At 74.4% G+C, this 19,397-nt stretch carries 20 protein-coding genes; 11 read left to right on the top strand and 9 right to left on the bottom strand.

Annotation, left to right across the window (positions count from 1 at the left end; genetic code table 11):
* Positions 1-104: 104 nt before the first annotated feature.
* The 3 genes from AB0O01_RS34235 to AB0O01_RS34225 form a co-directional block, all read right to left on the bottom strand.
* The gene (locus AB0O01_RS34235) at positions 105-1,424 is read right to left on the bottom strand and encodes an exopolysaccharide biosynthesis polyprenyl glycosylphosphotransferase (RefSeq protein WP_365319766.1); all 1,320 of its coding nucleotides are present in this window, start codon (positions 1,422-1,424) and stop codon (positions 105-107) included.
* A 275-nt stretch (positions 1,425-1,699) separates the two neighbouring features.
* Positions 1,700-2,872 carry a glycosyltransferase gene (locus tag AB0O01_RS34230; protein WP_365319679.1) on the bottom strand — a complete coding sequence of 391 codons (1,173 nt, stop codon included), beginning with the start codon at positions 2,870-2,872 and terminating at the stop codon, positions 1,700-1,702.
* A 51-nt stretch (positions 2,873-2,923) separates the two neighbouring features.
* Positions 2,924-4,012, bottom strand: a complete 1,089-nt coding sequence (locus tag AB0O01_RS34225) for a DUF3344 domain-containing protein (RefSeq protein ID WP_365319677.1) — start codon at positions 4,010-4,012, stop codon at positions 2,924-2,926.
* A 255-nt stretch (positions 4,013-4,267) separates the two neighbouring features.
* Between AB0O01_RS34225 and chpG the strand changes: the two genes are divergently transcribed.
* The 5 genes from chpG (at position 4,268) to AB0O01_RS34200 (ending at position 7,559) form a co-directional block, all read left to right on the top strand.
* Positions 4,268-4,507 carry a chaplin ChpG gene (chpG, locus tag AB0O01_RS34220; protein ID WP_365319675.1) on the top strand — a complete coding sequence of 80 codons (240 nt, stop codon included), beginning with the start codon at positions 4,268-4,270 and terminating at the stop codon, positions 4,505-4,507.
* 301 nt (positions 4,508-4,808) lie between these two features.
* Positions 4,809-5,591 (top strand): hypothetical protein, encoded by a 783-nt coding sequence (locus AB0O01_RS34215; protein WP_365319674.1) that lies wholly within the window; start codon positions 4,809-4,811, stop codon positions 5,589-5,591.
* Between the two features lie 173 nt (positions 5,592-5,764).
* On the top strand, positions 5,765-6,052 hold the full coding sequence (locus tag AB0O01_RS34210) for a hypothetical protein (protein WP_365319672.1): 288 nt from the start codon (positions 5,765-5,767) through the stop codon (positions 6,050-6,052).
* Between the two features lie 284 nt (positions 6,053-6,336).
* Complete coding sequence (locus tag AB0O01_RS34205; protein ID WP_365319671.1) at positions 6,337-6,834, top strand: DUF5949 family protein; 498 nt, start codon at positions 6,337-6,339, stop codon at positions 6,832-6,834.
* A gap of 209 nt (positions 6,835-7,043) precedes the next feature.
* Positions 7,044-7,559, top strand: coding sequence for a hypothetical protein (locus AB0O01_RS34200; protein WP_365319670.1), 516 nt, complete (start codon positions 7,044-7,046; stop codon positions 7,557-7,559).
* A 109-nt stretch (positions 7,560-7,668) separates the two neighbouring features.
* Here the strand turns inward: AB0O01_RS34200 and AB0O01_RS34195 are convergent, their stop codons facing one another.
* The 3 genes from AB0O01_RS34195 to AB0O01_RS34185 all read right to left on the bottom strand — a co-directional run bounded on the left by AB0O01_RS34195 (position 7,669) and on the right by AB0O01_RS34185 (position 11,106).
* Positions 7,669-8,517, bottom strand: a complete 849-nt coding sequence (locus AB0O01_RS34195; RefSeq protein ID WP_365319668.1) for a PhzF family phenazine biosynthesis protein — start codon at positions 8,515-8,517, stop codon at positions 7,669-7,671.
* The gene (locus AB0O01_RS34190) at positions 8,514-9,806 is read right to left on the bottom strand and encodes an amidohydrolase family protein (RefSeq protein WP_365319666.1); all 1,293 of its coding nucleotides are present in this window, start codon (positions 9,804-9,806) and stop codon (positions 8,514-8,516) included. The genes AB0O01_RS34195 and AB0O01_RS34190 overlap by 4 nt, the downstream gene beginning before the upstream one ends.
* Before the next feature lie 79 nt (positions 9,807-9,885).
* Entirely contained in the window at positions 9,886-11,106 is a 1,221-nt protein-coding gene (locus AB0O01_RS34185; protein ID WP_365319665.1) for an aminotransferase class I/II-fold pyridoxal phosphate-dependent enzyme, read from the bottom strand.
* Between the two features lie 167 nt (positions 11,107-11,273).
* Here AB0O01_RS34185 and AB0O01_RS34180 point away from each other — a divergent pair, with 167 nt between their 5' ends.
* From AB0O01_RS34180 to AB0O01_RS34170, 3 genes are all read left to right on the top strand, one after another.
* Entirely contained in the window at positions 11,274-11,717 is a 444-nt protein-coding gene (locus tag AB0O01_RS34180; RefSeq protein ID WP_365319664.1) for an Lrp/AsnC family transcriptional regulator, read from the top strand.
* 119 nt (positions 11,718-11,836) lie between these two features.
* Complete coding sequence (locus AB0O01_RS34175; RefSeq protein ID WP_365319662.1) at positions 11,837-12,307, top strand: tyrosinase cofactor; 471 nt, start codon at positions 11,837-11,839, stop codon at positions 12,305-12,307.
* Positions 12,291-13,157, top strand: a complete 867-nt coding sequence (locus tag AB0O01_RS34170) for a tyrosinase family protein (RefSeq protein WP_365319661.1) — start codon at positions 12,291-12,293, stop codon at positions 13,155-13,157. The genes AB0O01_RS34175 and AB0O01_RS34170 overlap by 17 nt, the downstream gene beginning before the upstream one ends.
* A 92-nt stretch (positions 13,158-13,249) precedes the next feature.
* On the opposite strand, the gene AB0O01_RS34165 is transcribed toward AB0O01_RS34170, so the two are convergent.
* The gene (locus tag AB0O01_RS34165; protein WP_365319659.1) at positions 13,250-13,549 is read right to left on the bottom strand and encodes a chaplin; all 300 of its coding nucleotides are present in this window, start codon (positions 13,547-13,549) and stop codon (positions 13,250-13,252) included.
* A 249-nt stretch (positions 13,550-13,798) separates the two neighbouring features.
* The gene (locus AB0O01_RS34160) at positions 13,799-14,758 is read right to left on the bottom strand and encodes a D-2-hydroxyacid dehydrogenase family protein (RefSeq protein ID WP_365319658.1); all 960 of its coding nucleotides are present in this window, start codon (positions 14,756-14,758) and stop codon (positions 13,799-13,801) included.
* Positions 14,759-14,943: 185 nt separating this feature from the next.
* On the opposite strand from AB0O01_RS34160, the gene AB0O01_RS34155 reads away from it, so the two are divergent.
* Complete coding sequence (locus AB0O01_RS34155) at positions 14,944-15,837, top strand: alpha/beta hydrolase (RefSeq protein WP_365319656.1); 894 nt, start codon at positions 14,944-14,946, stop codon at positions 15,835-15,837.
* 814 nt (positions 15,838-16,651) lie between these two features.
* Here AB0O01_RS34155 and AB0O01_RS34150 read toward each other — a convergent pair.
* Positions 16,652-17,194 carry a PadR family transcriptional regulator gene (locus tag AB0O01_RS34150; protein WP_365319654.1) on the bottom strand — a complete coding sequence of 181 codons (543 nt, stop codon included), beginning with the start codon at positions 17,192-17,194 and terminating at the stop codon, positions 16,652-16,654.
* 217 nt (positions 17,195-17,411) lie between these two features.
* Between AB0O01_RS34150 and AB0O01_RS34145 the strand changes: the two genes are divergently transcribed.
* Positions 17,412-17,984: a hypothetical protein gene (locus AB0O01_RS34145; RefSeq protein ID WP_365319653.1), complete on the top strand. Its 573-nt coding sequence runs from the start codon at positions 17,412-17,414 to the stop codon at positions 17,982-17,984.
* A 25-nt stretch (positions 17,985-18,009) separates the two neighbouring features.
* Positions 18,010-19,374 (top strand): carotenoid oxygenase family protein, encoded by a 1,365-nt coding sequence (locus AB0O01_RS34140; protein WP_365319652.1) that lies wholly within the window; start codon positions 18,010-18,012, stop codon positions 19,372-19,374.
* Positions 19,375-19,397 lie beyond the last annotated feature (23 nt).

Raw genomic sequence — 19,397 nt, 5'->3', positions numbered from 1 at the left:
GCTGTGGGGTGGGGGCCCTGTGACGGGTGGGCGCGAGGGGGCAGGGGGTCGGCTCCCTGCCCCGGGCCGTGGCGTCCTGTGCGCGGGTGGGTCGCGGTCATGGGTCAGCTCCCCGCCGAGCGGACCAGCGCCGTCGCGGTGCGCAGCAGGATGCAGATGTCCTGCCACAGCGTCCAGTTGTCGATGTAGGCGTTGTCGAAGCGGGCCCGGTCCTCGATGGAGGTGTTGCCGCGCAGCCCGTGGATCTGGGCGAGGCCGGTGATGCCGGTCGGCATGCGGTGGCGGGCGGCGTAGCCGGGGTAGGTCTGGCTGAACTGGGTGACGAAGAAGGGGCGTTCGGGTCGGGGGCCGACCAGGCTCATGTCGCCGCGGACCACGTTCCAGAGCTGGAGCAGTTCGTCCAGTGAGTGGCGGCGCAGGAAGCGGCAGAACCCGTTCATGCCGTGCTCGCCCGCGACGCTCCAGCGGGTCGCCGACTCGGTCTCGTCGACCGGGCGGTGGGTGCGCAGCTTCAGCAGGGTGAAGGGGCGGCCGTCCTTGCCGATGCGCTCCTGCCGGAACACCACCCCGGGCCCCTCGATCAGCCGCAGCGCCAGCGCGCAGACCAGCAGCAGCGGGCTCACCGCCAGCAGCGCCAGCCCGGCGAGTGTCACGTCCAGCAGCCGCTTGCCGGGGCTGGTGCGCCGACCCGGGCCCAGTTCCAGGCGACGGCAGGCGAACCCGGCTAGGTGCTCGCCCGCCGGGTGGGCCGGTGAGTCGGCGTCCAGCTCCCACAGCGCACACCCGGACTCGGCGAGCGCCCGCAGCAGCGGCCCGTGTTCGCCGCGCACCCCGGGGTGGACGGCGAGGACGTCCCGGACGCCGTTCTGGATGAGGGCCCGCTGCACCTCCTCGCCGGTGGTCAGCACCGGCAGCCCGTCCGGCCCTTCGGGCACGGCGGCGACCACGCCGACCGGGCGCGTCCCGCACCCCGGGTGGCGCAGGATCGCGGCGGCCACCCGCTGGGCGACGGGCGCCGGGCCGATCACCAGGGCGGCGCGCGGGCGGCGCAGCAGCAGGGTGCGGCGGCGCCGGTGGACCAGGGCGCGTCCGGCGCAGGCGGCGGTCATCTGGGTGGCGGTGCCGAGCGCGAGGGTGTGCGGGGTCAGCGCCTGGCCGGGGGCGAGCGCGGCGACCAGGGTGGCCAGGCCCAGCCAGCCGAGCGCGATCCGGCCGCAGACGGCGGGCAGTTCGTCCAGCATGCCGTGGAGCCTTCGGGGCGGGCGGTGCGGGCGCAGCAGTATCGAGACGGCCACCAGCAGGGCGAGCAGCAGCGGGCGGTGGCCGAGCAGCGCCAGCGAGCCGAGCAGGGCGGCGGCGGCGTCCGCGAGCAGCAGTGGCAGCAGGACCGGGGGGCGGGCCGGGGGCCTGCGCCGCACCGGCATCCGGAAGCCGCCGTCTCGGCGCCGCGGCGGCAGCACGGACAGGGCCGAGGCCGGGGCCGGAGCCGGGGCCGGGGGTCTGGGCCCGGGTCTGTGCTCCAGGGGGTTCGACCCCAGGGATCCCGGGGATCCGTGGGCCCCGTGAGATCCAAGGGCTCCGTGGGATCCGAGAGACGCGTGGATCCCGTGGACCCCGTGGGATCCATGGACCCCGTGGGCCCCGTGGCTCCCGGGGGACCCCGGGGAGGGGACGGGGCCGGCTGCAGTGCTTTCCGCAGTCACGAGTGGATCGACTCCCTGTACTCGGGGGGCGCGACGCGCTCCGCCTGACCGGCGCCGAGGAGGTCGCCGTAGACCTGGGCGACCGCCTCGGTCATGTGCCGCACGTCGTGCGCGGACCGGATGTGCGCGCGCCCCCGGGCGCCCAGGTCGTCGCGCAGCCGCCGGTCGGCCAGCAGCGCGGTGAGGGCGCGGGCCAGGGCGGCGGGGTCGCCCGGCGGCACCAGCGCGTGCGCCGCGAGCGCGGGCGGCAGGGCCTCGCGGGCGCCGTCGACATCGGTCACCACCACGGGCCGCCCGCACGCCATCGCCTCCAGCGGCGCCAGCGCCATGCCCTCCCAGCGCGAGGGCAGCACCACCAGATCGGCGGCCCGGTACCAGGGCACCGGGTCGGCGACCGCGCCGGTGAACAGCACCTGCCCGCCGCGCGCCGCGAGCCGGGCGCGGTCGGGGCCGTCGCCGACCAGCGCCAGCCGCGCCCCGGGCACCCGCCGCCGTACCGTCTCCCAGGCCGTCAGCAGATCGTCCTGGCCCTTCTGCCGGCACAGCCGCCCCACGCACACCACCAGCGGAGTGTCCGGGCCGAGGCCCGGCAGCAGCGCGGCACGGGAGACGGGGGCGGGAGCCGGGGAGAAGCGGTCGGTGTCGACGCCGTTGGGGACGACGCTCCAGCGGGCGGTGATCCCGGCGGCGGCCCCGGTGTCCCGCTCGGCCCCGCTCACACAGAGCGTGCGCGCCGCCCAGCGCGCCCCGAACCGCTCCCAGCGCAGGGCCAGCGCGGCGGTGACGCCGCCGACCGCCTCGAAGGACCAGGCGTGCGGCTGGAACACGGTCGGGATCCGCCCGCGCACCGCCAGCCGCCCGGCGAGCCCCGCCTTGGCGCTGTGCGCGTGCACCACATCCGGTCGAACGGTGTCGATCACCCGTACGGCCCCACGGACCTCCCCCGGGAGGGAACGACCCGGCGCACGCGTCGCGCGCCAGAGGTGTAAACCGGCGCCGAGCGCCGTCACCTCCCGGGCCAGCGCCCCCTCGGGGCAGGCCACCACGACCTCCCAGCCGGCGGCGAGCTGAGCGCGGGTCAGCTCGGCGACGACACGGGCGACCCCGCCGTCGACCGGCTGCGTCAGATGCAGGACGCGCGGCGCGGGGGCGGGCGATGGCTGGTGCATGGCGCGGTTTCCTCGCTCGGGGGCGGTGCTGTCGGACGGGCGGGAGCGCGCCTACTTCCGGGCCTCCACGGCGACGAAGAGCACCCCGGCCCACGCCGCGTCCGGCTGGGAAACGAGCCGGAACGCGAGCTGGTCACCACCGCGCTCCAGCGCACGCCCCAGTTCGAACACGTCGGAGTCGTAGCCGAGGGTCTGCTCGAACGCGGGTTCACGCCGTCCCGGGGTGCCGGTGACGGTGGAGTTCAGGACGTCCTCGTACGGGTTGGAGGCGTCGCCGAGGGGGGCCGGGGCGCGCCGGTCGGCGGAGACGGCGAGGGTGTCGGGGCCGGTGGCGCGGGCGCCGTTGTAGGCGACCAGGCCGACCTGTCCGGTGGCCCCGGCGGGGGCGCCGAGCCCGGTCACCCGGATCTCGTGCCCGGCCCGGTCCAGCGCCTCGAACCCGTCCCACAGCGTGAGTCGGCGCAGCGGCTCCGCCGGGTGCTCGTAGGCGACCACCAGGGTCCAGCCGGCCCACGTCCCGCTCGCGGACCGGCCGCGCGCGGCGCCGACCTGGGCGACGGTCCAGAGCCCGGCGCCGCCCGCGCGCACCTGCCGGGTGACGTCCGCCGACGCCTGGTAGGCGTCGGCGCCGCGGGCCGTCCGGCGGCCGACGGCGGTGTCGGCGAGGACCTCGCCGTAGCCGCCGCCGGGCGCGGCGAGCAGGACCCGGGCGGTGTCGCGGGCGGGGCGGCGCTCCCCGGCCAGCAGATTGCCGCCCCAGTACAGGCGGGCGTAGGTGACCTGGGCGCCGTCGGGCAGCCGGACCTCGGCGCGCGAGGAGTTGTCGGTGCGGGGGTCGCCGTCGATGTCGACGTACTCCATGGCGAAGTCGCCGCCGCCGGGGGCGCCGTCCCGGGTGGCCCCGCAGGCGGGGGTGGCGGCGCAGGTGAGGGAGGTGTTGGCGGCGCGGACGAAACCGCCGTGCTGGACCGCGCGGTGGCGTTCGGCGAAGGCGATGCGCTCGGCCTCGGCGGCGGGCGCGGCGAGGCCGCGGGCGCGGGCTCCGTCCGGAGCGGTGAGGGCGGGGAGCCCGACGAGAGCGGCGAGGGCGAGGCCGCCGACCGTCGCACGGCGCAGCAGCGATCCCGGGGAGTGCGGCATGACCGGCGTGCCCTTTCCTGTGGTTCCTGGGATTTCCTGGGATGGACGGGCCATACGGGTACGTCGAACGGTCCGCAACTCTAGTCGCTATCCGTATTAGTCCATTGAAACCGGACAAGTGTGTCGGAATGGTGAAGTCCGCTCCTGGGGGGACATCACCCCTTTGGCGGCACAACCCGCGGGGGCGTGGTGCGTTGACACAGCGCCGGGCATCCCGCCCGGATGTTTGTGTCAACCCCCAAGGAGCACCTCTCCATGTCGCGTATCGCGAAGGGTCTGGTCCTGACCTCCGTTGCCGCCGCGGCCGTCGCCGGTGGCGCCGGTGTCGCCGCCGCCGACAGCGGCGCCCAGGGCGCTGCGGCCCACTCCCCGGGCGTGGTGTCCGGCAACGTGATCCAGGTCCCGGTCCACGTTCCGGTCAACGTCTGCGGCAACACGATCAACGTCGTCGGGCTGCTGAACCCGGCGTTCGGCAACACCTGCATCAACCACTGACGCCGCGGCGCCGCCGCGCGGCCGGCCGTCCTCCCCCTCGGCGGGGAGGGCGGCCGGTTCGCGTGTCCGAGGGTGCGTCCGGGGGTGTGCCCCGAATGGGGGTGCGCGGCGGCGCCGTCCGCACCGGTCCCAACTGGGCCTCGCCCGGGGGCGGGTGTCCCCGGGCGGGGCGTGGCCCGCGCGCCGGATGATGACTTAGGGTGTCCGATCGGTTGCGGAGTGCGACGGTCGTTCGCACGGTGGAGCCACGGCCGCGCACACCAGTGCGGCCGGACGTGTGCATCACTCGAAAGGAAGTCCCATGCGTGGTCTGCCCAAGCGGCGTATCGCGTCCACCGCTCTCAGCGCCGCCCTCGTCCTCGGCGCCGCCGCCCCGGCGGTCGCCGCCGGGCACGCCTCGCCCGGGGAGCGCGTCCGTACGGCCGCCGAGGCGGCGCCCGTCCCCGGCGCCGACGCGCTGCTCGCCCAGACCCGGAGCCTGAGCGAGATCGGCGGGGTGCTCACCCCGGTCACCGAACTGCTCAGCACCGCGCTGAACGCCGACAACGGCCAGCTCACCCCCGACCAGGCGACCCGGCTCGCCGAAGCGGCGTCAAGTGCCATCGCCGAGGCCGGTTCCACCTCCCCGGCCGCACCCCTCCCGGCCCCGGCCGCCGCGCCCCGCAAGGCGCCCGCCGACCTCAAGGCCGACGCCCTCGCCGCCCTGCGGCAGGCGGTGGACGCCCTGATCACCGCGACCATCTCCGGCGACGCCGGGAAGATCGTGCCGGCCGCGACCGGGGTGGTCACCGGCATCGTCAACGTCCTGGCGTCCGTCCTGCTCGGCGGGGGGCTGCCCGCACCGGACCTGGCCGGACTGCCGTCCCTGCCGAGCCTCCCGGCAACGGCCCCCGCCCTCCCGGCGACCCCGAGTCTTCCGGCCGCCCCGAGTCTCCCCGCGGCCCCGAGCCTTCCGGCCGCTCCCAGCCTTCCGGCCGCCCCGAACCTCCCCGTCTCGGCGCCCGCCGCACCGGCCGTCCCCGCCGCACCGGCCGTCCCCGCCGCCGCCAGCCTCCCCGCCGCCCCCAACCCCCCGGTGTCGTAACCCTCACCCTCCATCCCGGGCACGCCCCTCGCCGCCGAGAGCCGTGCCCGGGGTTCTTATGATTTCTGTGATTTCCGCGGAACGGAGTTTCCCGGCCGGTGAAGGGTCGTTAGGCACGGCGTCAGAATTTCCTCGGGCAGCCGCCAGTACCGGTCGCCCAAGAAAGGAACCCGATGAAGTCCCTGAAGGCCGCCGCTGTCGTCGCCGGATCCCTGGCCCTCGCCGGTGCCGCCGCGCCCGCGTTCGCCCACAACGCCGCCGACCTCACGCCCTCCAGCCTCAACGGCGCCGTGAACACCCTCACCAGTGGCCGCCTGACGACCGCCGACGCGATGCCGCTCCAGCACCAGTCCAATGCCCTCGACACCGAGAACAAGGACTCCGTGCTGAACACCGTCAAGGGCACCACCGGCGCGATCAACAAGACCGGACTGCTCGGCGGGCTCCCCCTCCAGGGCTGAGCCCCGGCGGCTGCCCGCGACCTCCCGCGGTCTCCCGCGGTCTCCCCGCGCATTACCGAAAGGGCCGATTCCATTCCCCGGGAATCGGCCCTTTCGGTATTCCGGAATTGCCCCGGCCCATTCGCCGGGCACATTCCCCGTCCGGCCGGGCACGGCACGCCGACCCCCGTCCCGGGACCGGAAACGCCCCACTTCCCTCGTTCGTGTGGAGCGGCGGCGCACCATCCCCCGACCGGGTGAGATCGCGCCGGGCGGCGTTCGGGCCCGGGGCTAGGGTCGCGCGGGTGACCACAACCTCCGGTGAAACCCGCCCCTTCCACCCCGCCGACCTCGGCACGCTCGTCGTGATGGCCTGGAGCGGCGAGGCGCCCGACGGCGACATGCCCTACCTCCTCGCCTACTCCCTCGGCGACGCCGCCGACGGCCCCGAGGCCACCACCGCCGCGGTCGAGCGGCTGCTGACCGACAACGACCTGCCGGTCGGCGGTGACCTCGTCGACGGCAACGTCAAGCCCAGCCTCCCGGTCAGCCTGCTGGTCGAGTCCGGTACGGCGGTCGTCGCCATGCCCCACCTCAACGCCACGGTCACCCCGCCGCCGGAGTGGCTCGACGCGGTCGGCGAACGCGGCTTCGCCTACTTCGTGTTCACCACCCGCCCCTGGCCCGAGGCCAAGCCCGGACTGCCCGTCGAGCCCGAGGCGCTCGCCGCGTTCGCCGGAGCCGAGGAGACCCTGAACGCCGCCGCCCATGTCGTCCTCCCGGCCCGCAGTCTGCGCGTCTGACGGCCCGCGCCACACGGAGCAGCACCAGGCCGCCGCCCCCGGGTTCCCGGACCCGGGGGCGGCGGCGCGTCCGCCGTCGGCCGAAGAACCGACGATCACCCCGTCCCACAACTGCGGCACCCGGGGGAATTGTGCGCTCGTCGCGTGCCCGGACTCGTTGTGCGTACGGACGTCGCTCCCAGGAACCGATTCGAAGGACCGAAGCTGACATGAAGCCGAGCACCCGAGGAACTCTCGCCGCCCTCGCCACCGGGGTGGCCGCCGCCCTCGGCGCCGCCGCCACGCCCGCGTCGGCGTCCGGGACCGTCCCCGTCCCCGTGCCGCTGGAGGGGGTCGAGCACTCCCTGAACATGGAGGTGCCCACCCTCTCCGCCGAGCTGCCGCTGCCGGTGCCGGGCGCCCCCGACGGCCCCCGGCACGTCGAGGGCCGGCTCCTGCCGGACCGGGCCCTGCCGCAGGTCCCCGTCAGCACCGGCCTGCCCGGCGCCCAGCTCCGCGCCCCGCTGCCCCGGCTCCTCGGCGACCAGTTCGACCACCTCGGTGTCGAGGTCCCCGCCGCCGATGTCCGCGCCCTCGCTCCCGGCCTGACCCTGGACGCCCCGCTGACCCCGCCCGACCCGGACAACTTCGGCCTGCCCGGGCTGAAGCTGCCGCAGGCCGGTGTCCTCACCCCGGTCCTCCAGACCGTGCCCGGCGCGGACATCGCGATGGGCCCCGGCCTCTGACCACTGGCCTCCGCTTAACGGGCCCGGCCTCCGACCAGCGACCACCGGCCCTCGGCCCCTGCCCCCGGGCCACCAGCCCCCGCCTCCCAACTCTCCCCCCACCCCCCACTCACAAGATGACCGTCCCCCGGACCAGGATCTCCGTGGTGCCGCCCACCCGGACCGTGCCGTCCGTCCCGGTCGTCACCTCGATGGTCGCCGCCCGTCCCAGCCGGGCCCCCTGGGAGACCCGGTAGGCGGCGGGCGCGCCGCCCGTCGCCAGCCACTGGCCGACCGCCGCGCTCATGCTCCCGCACGCCGGGTCCTCCGGCACCCCGCAGCGGGGTGCGAACGTCCGCAGCTCGAAGGCGTGCGCCGACCCCGGCGGATGGGCACCGATCACCCCGGCCATCGCGTCCGGGGCCAGGGACAGTTCGGGTTCCAGGGCGAGCACCTCGGCGGCCGTCGCCAGCCGGAGCACGGCCCAGCCGGGCCCGTTGTCCACCCACTGATGATCCACTACCCGGCCCGCCCCCACCCCGAGCGCGGCGCTCAGCCGCCCCACCTCCGACGCCTCCAGCCGTCCGGTCCGCAGCAGCGGCGGAGCGGTGAACGCCAGCCGCCCCCCGCCCAGCCGCCACACGGTGACCAGACCCGCGGCGCACTCCTGCACCACCCGGTCCGGCCGGTGCCCGGTGGCCCCGCTGTCCAGCCAGGCGCGCGCCGAACCGAGGGTGGGGTGCCCGGCGAACGGCAGTTCACCGCGCGGGGTGAGGATCCGCAGTCGATAGTCCGCCCCCGGCACGGTCGGCGGCAGGACGAACGTCGTCTCCGAGAGGTTCGTCCAGGCCGCCAGCGACTGCATCCGGCCGGTGCTCAGTCCGGTGCCGTCCAGGACCACCGCCACCGGGTTGCCCAGACAGGGCCGGTCGCCGAACACATCGACCTGGACGAAGGGCCGTTCCCGCGCGGCGCTCACCGCGGCTCCGGGCGTCCGCCGCCGAGCGGGATCCCGGCCGCCGCGGCGATCCGGTCGCGGGACTCCAGCACCCGCGACCGCAGCGCCGGCAGATCCACGCCCACCAGGGCCCCGTCCCGCTTGACCACCCGGCCCGCCACCAGGACGGTGTCCACCAGCCCGGGGTGACCGGCGGCGACGACCGTGCCGACCGGGTCGTTGACCGGGAACACCGTGGGGTCGTCGGCGCGCAGCAGGATCACGTCCGCCGCCCGGCCCGGGGTCAGTGAGCCGATCCGGTCGCCGAGGCCCAGGGCGCGGGCCCCGTCGACGGTCGCGAACTCCAGCACGTCCCGGGAGCGCAGCCCGCCGTCCAGGGCGCGCTGCGCCGCGAACGCGGTGCGCATGGTGGTGAACAGATCGCCGCCGACCGAGGGGACGTCGTCCACCGACAGGGTGGGCCGCAGTCCGGCGGCCAGCATCCGGCCGGTCTCCGGCAGGCCGAACCCCATCTTCATCTCGACGTCCGGGCTGATCGACACCGAGCAGCCCGCGTCGGCCAGCATCCGCAGTTCGTCGTCGGCCAGCCCGTTGCCGTGCACATGGGTGGTGGTGTCCCGCAGCAGCCCGTGCTCGCGCAGTTCCGCGACCGGGCGGCGGACCCCGTCGGACGCGGTGTGCAGACTGGTCCGGATGGCCAGGTCGGCCGCCAGGGCGAGTTCGTCGGCGAGCAGGGCGGTACCGGTCTCGTCGTGGCCGCGCAGGCCCAGGGCCATGCCGAGCGGTCCGTCGTCGTCGGGCAGCGCGGCCCGCATCCGGCGGACCTCGGCGTCCACCGGTTCGCCGGTGCCCCATCCCGCGCCGTAGCAGAACACCGAGCGGCCCGGGGCCTCGCGCAGGGCGGCGACGGCGGCGTCGGCGTGTGCGGGGCTCTGGGCGCAGTGGAACCAGTCGAGCATGGTCGTCACCCCGCAGTGCAGGGCCTCCAGCCGGCCCAGCAGATTGCCCAGATACACGTCCTCGGGCCGGAAGTGCGGCTTCAGGGTGCCGTGCACGGCCGTCAGATACTCGGCGAACGTCCAGTCCGCGCCGATCCCCCGGAACGCGGTCTGCCAGGTGTGGCGGTGGGTGTCGACCAGACCGGGCAGCACGATCCGGTCGGTGGCGTCGATCACCTCGGCGTCCGGCGCGTCGATCCGCGCGGCGACCTCGGTGATCACCCCGTCCTCGATCAGGACGTCCCCCCGGTCGGGATCGCCGGCCGCCGGGTCGAGGGTGACGACGGTTCCACCGCTGAGCAGGGTCTTCATGGAGGCTTGATTCCTTACGGTCGTGACCGTCGTGACGGTCGTGGGGGGGGGAGGGGGGAGCCCGGGGGCGGCCGGTGTCCTACCGCTGTGGGGGGTCCGGGTCCGCCGCGGCCAGGGCGTCGGCGACCAGGTCGGCGGTGTCCTCCGTACCGGCGGCCAGCCGGACCAGGCCCGCCGGGACCCCGGACCCGGCGATCTGGTCGTCGCCGAGCATCCCGCGCCACATGGACGCCGGATGCACCGCCAGCGACTCCACCCCGCCCAGGCTCGCCGACCGGCGGGGGTGGCGCAGCCGCCCGAGGAACGCGTCGGCCGCCTCGAAGCCACCGGCGAACTCGATGCCCAGCACCCCGCCGAAACCGGTCATCTGGGCGGCGGCCAGGGCGTGCTGGGGGTGGCTCGGCAGGCCCGGGTAGTGGACGCGGGTCACGGCCGGGTGGTCCGTCAGGGCCTCGGCGAGGGCGAGGCCGTTGGCGTTGTGCCGGGCGACCCGCAGCGGCAGGGTGCGCAGCCCGCGCAGCAGCAGCCAGGCGTCCAGCGGGCCGAGCACCGCGCCGGTCAGCAGGGCGGTGTCCCAGACCCGGTCCAGCAGCGCGGCGGGCCCGGCCAGCACCCCGGCGGAGACATCGCTGTGCCCGTTGAGGTACTTGGTCGCGCTGTGCCACACCAGATCGACGCCGTACTCCGCCGGGCGCTGGTTGAGGGGCGTGGCGAAGGTGTTGTCGGCGACGGTCAGCGCCCCGTGCGCGCGGGCCAGGGCGGCGACCGCGCGCAGGTCGGTGATCCGCAGCAGCGGATTGCTCGGCGACTCCAGCAGGATCAGCCGGGTGCGCGGGGTGAGCGCCCGCTCGAAGGCCCCGGGGTCCTCCTGGTCGACCAGGGTGGTGGACACCCCCAGCCGGGGCAGCAGGTTCAGCAGCACCGACGCCGTACCGCCGTACGTCGAGCGCTGGCCGATCACATGGTCGCCCGCGCTCACCAGCGCCAGCACGGTGGTGGTGAGCGCGGCCATCCCGGAGGCGGTGACCAGCGCCGCCTCGGTGCCCTCCAGTTCGGCCACCACGGCGGCGACCTGGGCGTGGTTCGGATTGCCGAACCGGGTGTAGAAGTCCTGGCCCCGGGGCTCCACCGCGGCCCGCGCGAAGGTGTCGGCGTCCGGGGCGGCGAAGGCGGCCGTCTGATAGATGGGCGGCGCCAGTGCCCGGCCGGGCCGGACCGCCCGGTCGGCGTGCACGGCACGGGTGCTGCTGCCCGGCTCGGACGACGAGGGTGACGAGGACAACGAGGACGACGAGGACATGGTGGGCTGCCTCTCTGCGGCCCCGGGGACGGGGGCCGGCGACACCTCCGAGCCTGACCCCTCCCCGCCCCGCGCCGACCGCCCCGGCGCCTATTTGGCAGCGGATTGCGCCCACCCCCGGCACCCGTGCCGTGCTAGAAGCCGCCCCCGCGCAATAATCTGCCCCCATGGACGCAGTGGACCGGTCGATCCTGGCCGTGCTGGAGCAGGACGGGCGGATCAGCAACGCCGATCTCGCCGCCCGGGTCGGACTGTCGCCGTCGCCCTGTCTGCGCCGGGTGCGGCGGCTGGAGGAGACCGGCGTGATCCGCGGCTACCGGGCGCTGGTCGACCCCGCCGCGGTCGGCCGGGGCCTGCGGGTGTTCGCCGGGGTGCGGCTGCTGCGCCACACCCGGGACGTGGTGACCGCCTTCGAGCAGGCGGTGACCGCACTGCCCGAGGTGACCCACACCCACCACATCACCGGCAACTTCGACTATCTCCTCCAGGTCGAGGTCGCCGACCTGACCGCCTACGAGGACTTCCACGCCCACCGCCTGGCCGACCTGCCCGGCGTGGCCGCGGTGACCAGTTACGTCACCATGAAGACCCTCCCGGCCCAGTCGCTCTGACACCCCGTCACTCACCTCGCCCAGCCCGACGGTGACCGTCCGGCACCTTGTGCGGTTAGCGCAGGCGACAGCGCGCACACCGCTGTCGGACCCAGCGAACCCACGGGTGAGGAGCACAGATGGTCGTCAGCGTCGGCGGGGCACCGGTCGGGGCCACCGCGACAAGAGCGGGACGGGCGGCGCGCGGGGGACGGCGGGAGGTGCTGCGCGGGCTGCTCGCCTCGGCCGCCGCCCTGGCCGTCGCCCCGCTGGTCGTCGCCTCCCGGCCCGCCCGCCCCGCCGCGCCCCCGCCGGACGCGGCCTTCGACGAGATCCACCGGGGCCGCCGCATCCGCGGCGCCCGTACCACGGCGGCCTCCGCGGGCACCACGGCCTCCGCGGGCGCCTGGCACGTCACCGTCGACGGCCGCCCCCTGCACCTGATGCGCCGCGCCGACGGCACCTGGATCAGCGTCATCGACCACTACCGCTCCTACCCCACCCCCCTGGACGCGGCCCGCGCCGCCGTGGACGAACTCGGCCCCGGCGAGCGGCTGCGCGACACGGCCATGACCCACGGAAGGGGCGGCCACCATGGCGTACACGCGTAAGGACGTCAGCACCCTCACCGCCGCCGAGAAACGCCGGTTCGTGTCGGCGCTGCTGGAGCTGAAGCGGCGCGGCGAGTACGACGAATTCGTCCGGATGCACATCGACTTCTATGTCTCCGACGGCGAGGACGGACTGCGCACCGCCCATATGGCCCCCTCGTTCCTGCCCTGGCACCGCCGGTTCCTGCTGGACCTGGAGGACGCCCTGCGCCGGATCGACCCCTCGGTGAGCGTGCCCTACTGGGACTGGACCCGGGAGCGCAGCGCCAAGTCCCTCCCCTGGAGCAAGGACCTGCTCGGCGGCAACGGGCGGTCCGGCGACCGGCAGGTCACCGAGGGGCCGTTCGCCCACCGGGAGGGGAAGTGGACCCTGCGCGAAGGGGTCACCGACGCCGAGTACCTGACCCGTGACCTCGGCCGCGCCAAGGACCCGATCGGCCTGCCCACCAAGGACGACGTCGAGTGGGCGATGAAGGACGGGACGTATGACGTCTCGCCCTGGAACTCCACCTCCGGCGGCGGGTTCCGCAACAAGCTGGAGGGGTGGGGGAGCGGGCGGGGTTCGGTGTCCTGGCGCAACCACAACCGGGTGCACCGCTGGGTCGGCGGGGCCATGCTGGGCGGGGCGTCCGTCAACGACCCGGTGTTCTGGCTACACCACGCCTTCGTCGATCTGCTGTGGCTGCGCTGGCAGCAGCGGCACAAGGAGCACCGCTACCTGCCCGACAAGCCGCCCGCGCCCGGCACCGCCCAGCACGGCCGGGTCGTCGCCCGCCACGAGAAGCTGCCGCCGTGGGATCTGACCCCGGATCAGTTGGAGGACACCGGCGGGATCTACCGCTACGGGTAGCCGCCCCTTTCCAAGGGGTTCCAAGGGGAGAGCCCCGGCGCTCGGAGGTGCCGGGGCTCTCGGGGGCCGTCCGCGGGGTGCGGGGGCAGGGGTCAGCGGCCGTAGCCGCCCTCGCCGTAGCCGCCGCCGTTGCGGTGGTGCCCGCCGTGGTCGCTGACGTTGGCGCAGGTGTTGCCGAAGGCCGGGTTCAGCAGGCCGATGACGTCGATGGTGTTGCCGCACAGGTTGATCGGCACGTTCACCGGAACCTGGATCAGGTTGCCGGACAGCACGCCGGGCGAGCCGACGGCCGCGCCCTCCGCGCCCGCGTCCGCCATGGCCATGCTGGTGCCGCTCAGAACCACGGCGCCCGCGCCGAGAGCGACCCCGGCGACCTTCGCGATGCGAGACATCACGTTCTCCTTAACTGACTGTCCTGACTGGACTGAGGACTGACTGGGTGAGCTGCGCACGGCAGCAGGACGCGCCGCCGTGCTCACCTTCAACGCCGGGGGGAGAGGGCGGGTCACGGGAGGGGTGGGGTGGATCACCCGATTTGAACGGGGGTGGGGGGTTGTGGGGTTGTCGGTTCGGCGCGGGTCGAGTGGGGCCGGGCGCGCGGTTCCTCCCCCAGAGGGGGTACCCCCAGCGCCCCTGACACCTCAGGGCAGGACGCGTAGAGGCGTGCCGTTCAGGTAGGCCGTGATGTTCTCCACCGCCTGGCCGTAGTAGGTGGTGTAGTTCGCTCGGGTGACATAGCCCAGATGCGGGGTGGCCAGCAGGCGGGGGGCGGTGCGTACGGGGTGGTCGGCGGGGAGGGGTTCGAGGTCGAAGACATCGAGGCCGGCGCCCGCGAACCGGCCCTCGTGGAGCGCGGCGAGCAGCGCGTCCTGGTCGACGATCGCGGCGCGCGAGGTGTTCACCAGATAGGCGGTCGGCTTGAGCAGGGCGAGTTCGGCCGGGCCCAGCAGACCCCGGGTGCGGTCGCCGAGGGCCAGATGGACCGAGACGAAGTCGCTCTGTGCGAGCAGGGACTCCAGGGACGGGGCGAGGTCCACGCCGTGCTCGTCCGTCCGCTCCCGGGTGAGGTGCTGGCTCCAGGCGCTCACCTCCATGCCGAAGGCCCGGCCGATGTGCGCGACCCGGGTGCCGATCTTGCCGAGGCCCAGCAGCCCCAGCCGCCGGCCGTGCAGATCGGCGCCCACCGTGGACTGCCAGGGACCGCCCGCGCGCAGCGCCGCGTACTCGGTGGTGAGGCCGCGGGCCAGGCCCAGCAGCAGCGCCCAGGTCAGTTCGACCGGGGGCGTCGAGGAACTCGCCGTGCCGCACACCGTCACCCCCTGCCGTTCGGCGGCGGCGTAGTCGATGACCGAGTTGCGCATGCCGGAGGCGATCAGCAGCTTCAGCCGGGGCAGCCGGGAGAGGACCTCGGCGGGGAAGGCGACGCGTTCGCGCAGGGTGACCACGATGTCGGCGTCCGCCAGCGCCGCGACCAGGGCGTCCCGGTCGGTGAAGTGCTCGCGGAAGGTGATGGTCTCCACCCGGTCGGCCAGCGCCGACCAGTCGGCCACCTCGGTGGCGATGCCCTGGAAGTCGTCGAGCAGGGCGCAGCGCAGGCGCACGGGTGTCTCCCTGGAATGGATGGATGGGGTGGATGGGATGGACGGACGGGGTGGGGGAGGACCGACTGTAGGCGGACGATCCCTTCGGTGAGTGTGGCCCAGGTCACGCCGAGGCCGGTGAACTTCCCTCCCCGCCCCGGGTCTTGCCGCTGTCCACCTCGCGAACCGTCTGGAGCTGAGCCGATATGTCCGGCCACCGCACCGCGCCCCTGGCGCCCGGAACCCACACCGTCGAGATCGACGGCCTCGCCCTGCGCTACCACGTCCACGGAACCGGACCGGTGTGCGTCGCGCACTCCGGCGGGCCCGGCATCCACTGGGGGTATCTGCGGATGCCCGCCCTGGAGGAGCACCTCACCGTCGTCTACCCCGAGCCGATCGGCACCGGCGACTCCGGGCGGCTGCCCGCCCATCCGCACGGCTACACCCGCGCCCGCTACAGCCGCTTCCTCACCGGGCTGATCGAGCACCTCGGGGTCGAGCGGGTCTTCCTGCTGGGCCACTCGCAGGGCGGGTTCGTCGCCCAGTACCACGCCCTGCGCCACCCCGGCCGGATCGCCGGGGTGATCCTCTACGAGAGCGCTCCGCGCACCGGCCCCGAGCACGGTGCCGAGGCGGCCCGGCTGGCCGGGGAGTTCGCCGCGCGCAACGCCGGGCGCCCGGAACTGGCGGAGGTGATGGCCGGGTTCGCGGCGGTCCCGGACCTCGCCGACGACAAGGCGTTCACCGAGGTGCTGCGCACCCTGGTGCCGGTGTACTTCGCCGACTACTGGGGGCGGGAGCCGGAGTTCGCCGCCTTCCGGGACGCCGTGCACGGCTGGTTCGTGACAGCGCTGGACGAGGACGGCGTGCCCGAGGTCATCGACGACACCGCCGCGCTGGGCGGGCTCACGGTTCCGGCGCTGGTGGTGGTGGGGCGGTACGACTTCATCTGCGGGGTGCGCTGGGCCGAGGAGTTGCACCGGCTGATCCCGGGCGCGGAGCTGACCGTGCTGGAGCACAGCGGGCACTTCGGGCACCTGGAGGAACCGAAGGAGTTCGTGCGGGCGGTGACGGGGTTCGTGGCGGCAGTGGGGTGACCCTCGGGGTGGGGTGACCCTCCGGGTGAGGTGGGGAGGGGTGAGGCGGACGGTGGCTGGGGCGGCGCAACCGCCCCGCCCCGGGGCCGGGCCGTGTGGCCCACCGCCGCTCCGTCCCGGCCCGTGGTGTCGGCTGCCGCCCGCACCGGGCCGTGCTGCGGCCCCTGCCTCGCCCCGCGGCGTTGGCAGCCGACCGGCCCGAGCGGGGCCGGCGCCGATCCGTCGCCCGGCCCCTGCCGCTGTCTGGCCCTTACGGAACCCCGGCCCCGCTGTGGCCCGGCCCGCGCGGGGCCCGGCGCCGCCCGCTTCCCGCGGAGCTCGGCGCCGATCCGTCGCCGGGCCCGGGTGGGCCCTGGCGTCTGTTGCTGTCCGGCTCTACGGGGCCCTGGCGTCTGCTGTCGCCGGGCCCGCGTGGGGCCTTTGAGCCCGCCGCCAAGCCCCTGCGGAGCCCGGCGGCTGCCACTCCCGGTCCCCGCGGAGCCCGGCGCGGCTGCCACTACCCGGTCCCCGCGGAGCCCGGCGGCTGCCACTACCCGGTCCCCGCGGAGCCCGGCGCGGCTGCCACAACCCGGTCCCCGCGGAGCCCGGCGCGGCTGCCGCCCCCCCCCGAACCCCGGCGCGAGCCGGAGTCGGGGCTGTCGGTCTGCTGTCGCCGCTGTCGATGTCCTGTCGATCCGCTGTCGCCTTCCCAGGTGGGCTGTGAGGGCTGTGCAGAAGCGGAAAAGTGTCCATGGGTCTCTCCGGTTTCGGCGGGTGCCGGGCGCGGATGCGGTGGTAGCTTGAAATGGAGATTAAATCTCCAGTTATCGGGGGTTCAGATGGTCGCGGACGACGGCTCGGGGCTGTTCAGCAAGCGGTCGGCGGCCCAGCGGGCCCACTCCTGCTCCAGTTGGCGCTGGCGCAGACCGTGCTCGATGACGAACCCCCCGAACAGGCTCAGCTCGTCCCGGTCCCAGTCCACCCGGTCCCGCAGGGCGAGCAGGGTCTCGTACTCCTTGGCCATGGTGTCGGCGTGATGGAGCAGTCGCTCGGCGGCCTCCTCCCGGGGCAGCAGGCCCAGGAAGAAGGTCTGGAGCAGCATCGGGTTGCGCTGGGCGCGCGGGGTCTCGGTCTCGGCGACCCAGCGGCGCACCTCCGCGTGGCCCTCGGGGGTGAGTTCGTACTGTTTGCGACCGCGCGGGCCCTCGTCGGTGACCTTGATCAGGCCGGCCGCGTCCAGCTTGGTCAGCTCGCCGTAGATCTGGCTCTGCTTGGCGGGCCAGACGTTGCCCAGGGAGGTGTCGAAGATCTTCAGCAGGTCGTAGCCGCTGCCGGGGCGGTAGACGAGGAGCCCGAGGAGGGCGTGGCGAAGGCTCATGTTCTCACCATAACGCGGGTTACTCCAATGTTGACAGGTCGAGAATGACAGATCGTGGAAGCGTGGGTTCCGTGTGGCTCCGTTGTGGAGGTCCGGTGCGTGACCTTCCTATCTTGACATGTTGCTTCAGGAGCTTCTAACTTCCACCTGTCAAAGTTGGAACCTCGGGGCCAAGGGTGAGCGGTGCCCGGGGAGTTGAGAGCTGAGGACAAGCATCGTGGGTTACATACGCGGGTTCATCCCCTGGGTGGTCTCCGGTGGCGTCTCCGCCTGGGACTGGCGCTGGGGCGCGGTGGCCGGGTTCGTCACCGGGCTGTTCCTGTTCCTTCAGGACCGGCGGCGCGGGGTGGCGGCCGACGCGCTGGTCCTGGAGGCCAGCAGCATCGTGTTCTTCGTCGTCATCGGCGCCTACGCCTTCGCCGACCCCGACTCCCCGGCCGAGCGCTGGAACGGAGTGCTCTCCTTCGTCTGGCTGGCCGGCACCGCCTGGGGCAGCCTCGCCGTCCGCAAGCCCTTCACCCTCGGCATCGCCCGCCGCCAGACGCCCGAGGAGTACTGGAACCACCCCGGCTTCGTCGCCGTCAACAACGTCATCACCGCGGTCTGGGCGGCCGGCTTCACCTTCATCCTCGTCGCGCTGGCCCTGTGCGAACTGGCCGGTGCCCCCGAGTGGATCGCCTGGACGGCCCGGATCTCGGGTCTGGTCGCCCCCGCGGTGTTCACCAGGATCTACCCGGCCCGCGTCCAGGCCCGGATGGCGGCCCTCCAGACCCAGGCGTCGGACGCCTGACCCCCGGCCCACCAGGGAGCACACCATGACCACCGAGCAGACCGCACCCTCGCATCTCGCCGGGAACTTCGCACCCGTCCCGGACGAGGCCACCGTCACCGAACTCCAGGTCACCGGGGCCGTGCCGCCCGAGCTGACCGGCTGGTACCTGCGCAACGGGCCCAACCCCCAGCAGGCCGACTCCGCGCACTGGTTCACCGGCGACGGCATGGTGCACGGCATCCGCCTCGACGGCGGCCGGGCCGTCTCGTACCGCAACCGCTGGGTGCGCACCCCGCCGTTCGAGACCGGCGCCACCATCTACGGCGCCGACGGCTCCGTCAATCTCGCCAACGGCCGGGCCAACACCCATGTGATCCGGCACGCGGGCCGCACCCTCGCCCTGATGGAGACCTGCCTCCCCTACGAGCTGAGCCACGAGACCGGCAGCGAACTCGACACCATCGCGGTCTACGACTTCGGCGGGACGCTGCACACCCCGATGACCGCCCACCCCAAGACCTGCCCGGTCACCGGCGAACTGCACTTCTTCGGCTACGGCGGGCTCTCGGCGCCCTATCTGACCTACCACCGCGCCGACGCCACCGGTGAACTGACCGTGTCCCGGCCGGTCGACGTCCCCGGGCACACGATGATGCACGACTTCCATCTCACCCGGAACCATGTGATCTTCATGGACCTCCCGGTGGTGTTCAGCATGGAGCGGGCCGTCGACCCGAAGGGGGGCATGCCCTTCGTCTGGTCCGACACCTACGGCGCCCGCCTCGGCGTCCTGCGCCGCGACGACCCGCACGGCGCGATCCGCTGGTTCGACATCGCACCCTGCTACGTCTTCCACTCCCTCAACGCCCATGAGGAGGACGAGGGCCGGCGGCTGGTGCTGTTCGGGATGCGCTACCCGAAGCTGGAGGACGGCGCCGCCGTCTCCCTCCCGGCCCATCTGTGGCGCTGGACCGTCGATCTCACCACCGGCACGGTCCGCGAGGAGCAGCTCGACGACCGCCCCGGGGAGTTCCCCCGCGTCGACGACCGGCTCGCCGGTCTCGACGCCGACTTCGGCCATGTCACCGCCACCCCGCTGCCGGGTCTGGTCCACTCCGACCCCGCCGCGGCCCGCTCCGCGATCCACCGCTACGACCTGCGCAAGAACGAGGCGAGCAGTCACTGGTTCGCCCCGGGCCGCGAGGCGGGCGAGGCCGTCTTCGTCCCCGCCGACGACCGCCCCGGCGGCCCCGGCTGGCTGATGACCTTCGTCTACGACGCCGCCACCGACCGCAGCGACCTGGTGATCCTCGACGCCGACCGGCTCTCCGCCGACCCGGTGGCCACCGTGCACCTGCCCCGTCGGGTCCCGGCCGGGTTCCACGGCAGTTGGCTGCCGGACCACTGACCGGCCGACGGCTCCCGAGTCCA

The sequence above is a fragment of the Streptomyces sp. NPDC093252 genome, assembly GCF_040683675.1.
In the GTDB taxonomy this organism is placed as follows: domain Bacteria; phylum Actinomycetota; class Actinomycetes; order Streptomycetales; family Streptomycetaceae; genus Streptomyces.
The sequence above is the reverse complement of the archived record's forward strand: the minus strand, read 5'-3'. Positions and strand labels throughout refer to the sequence as shown.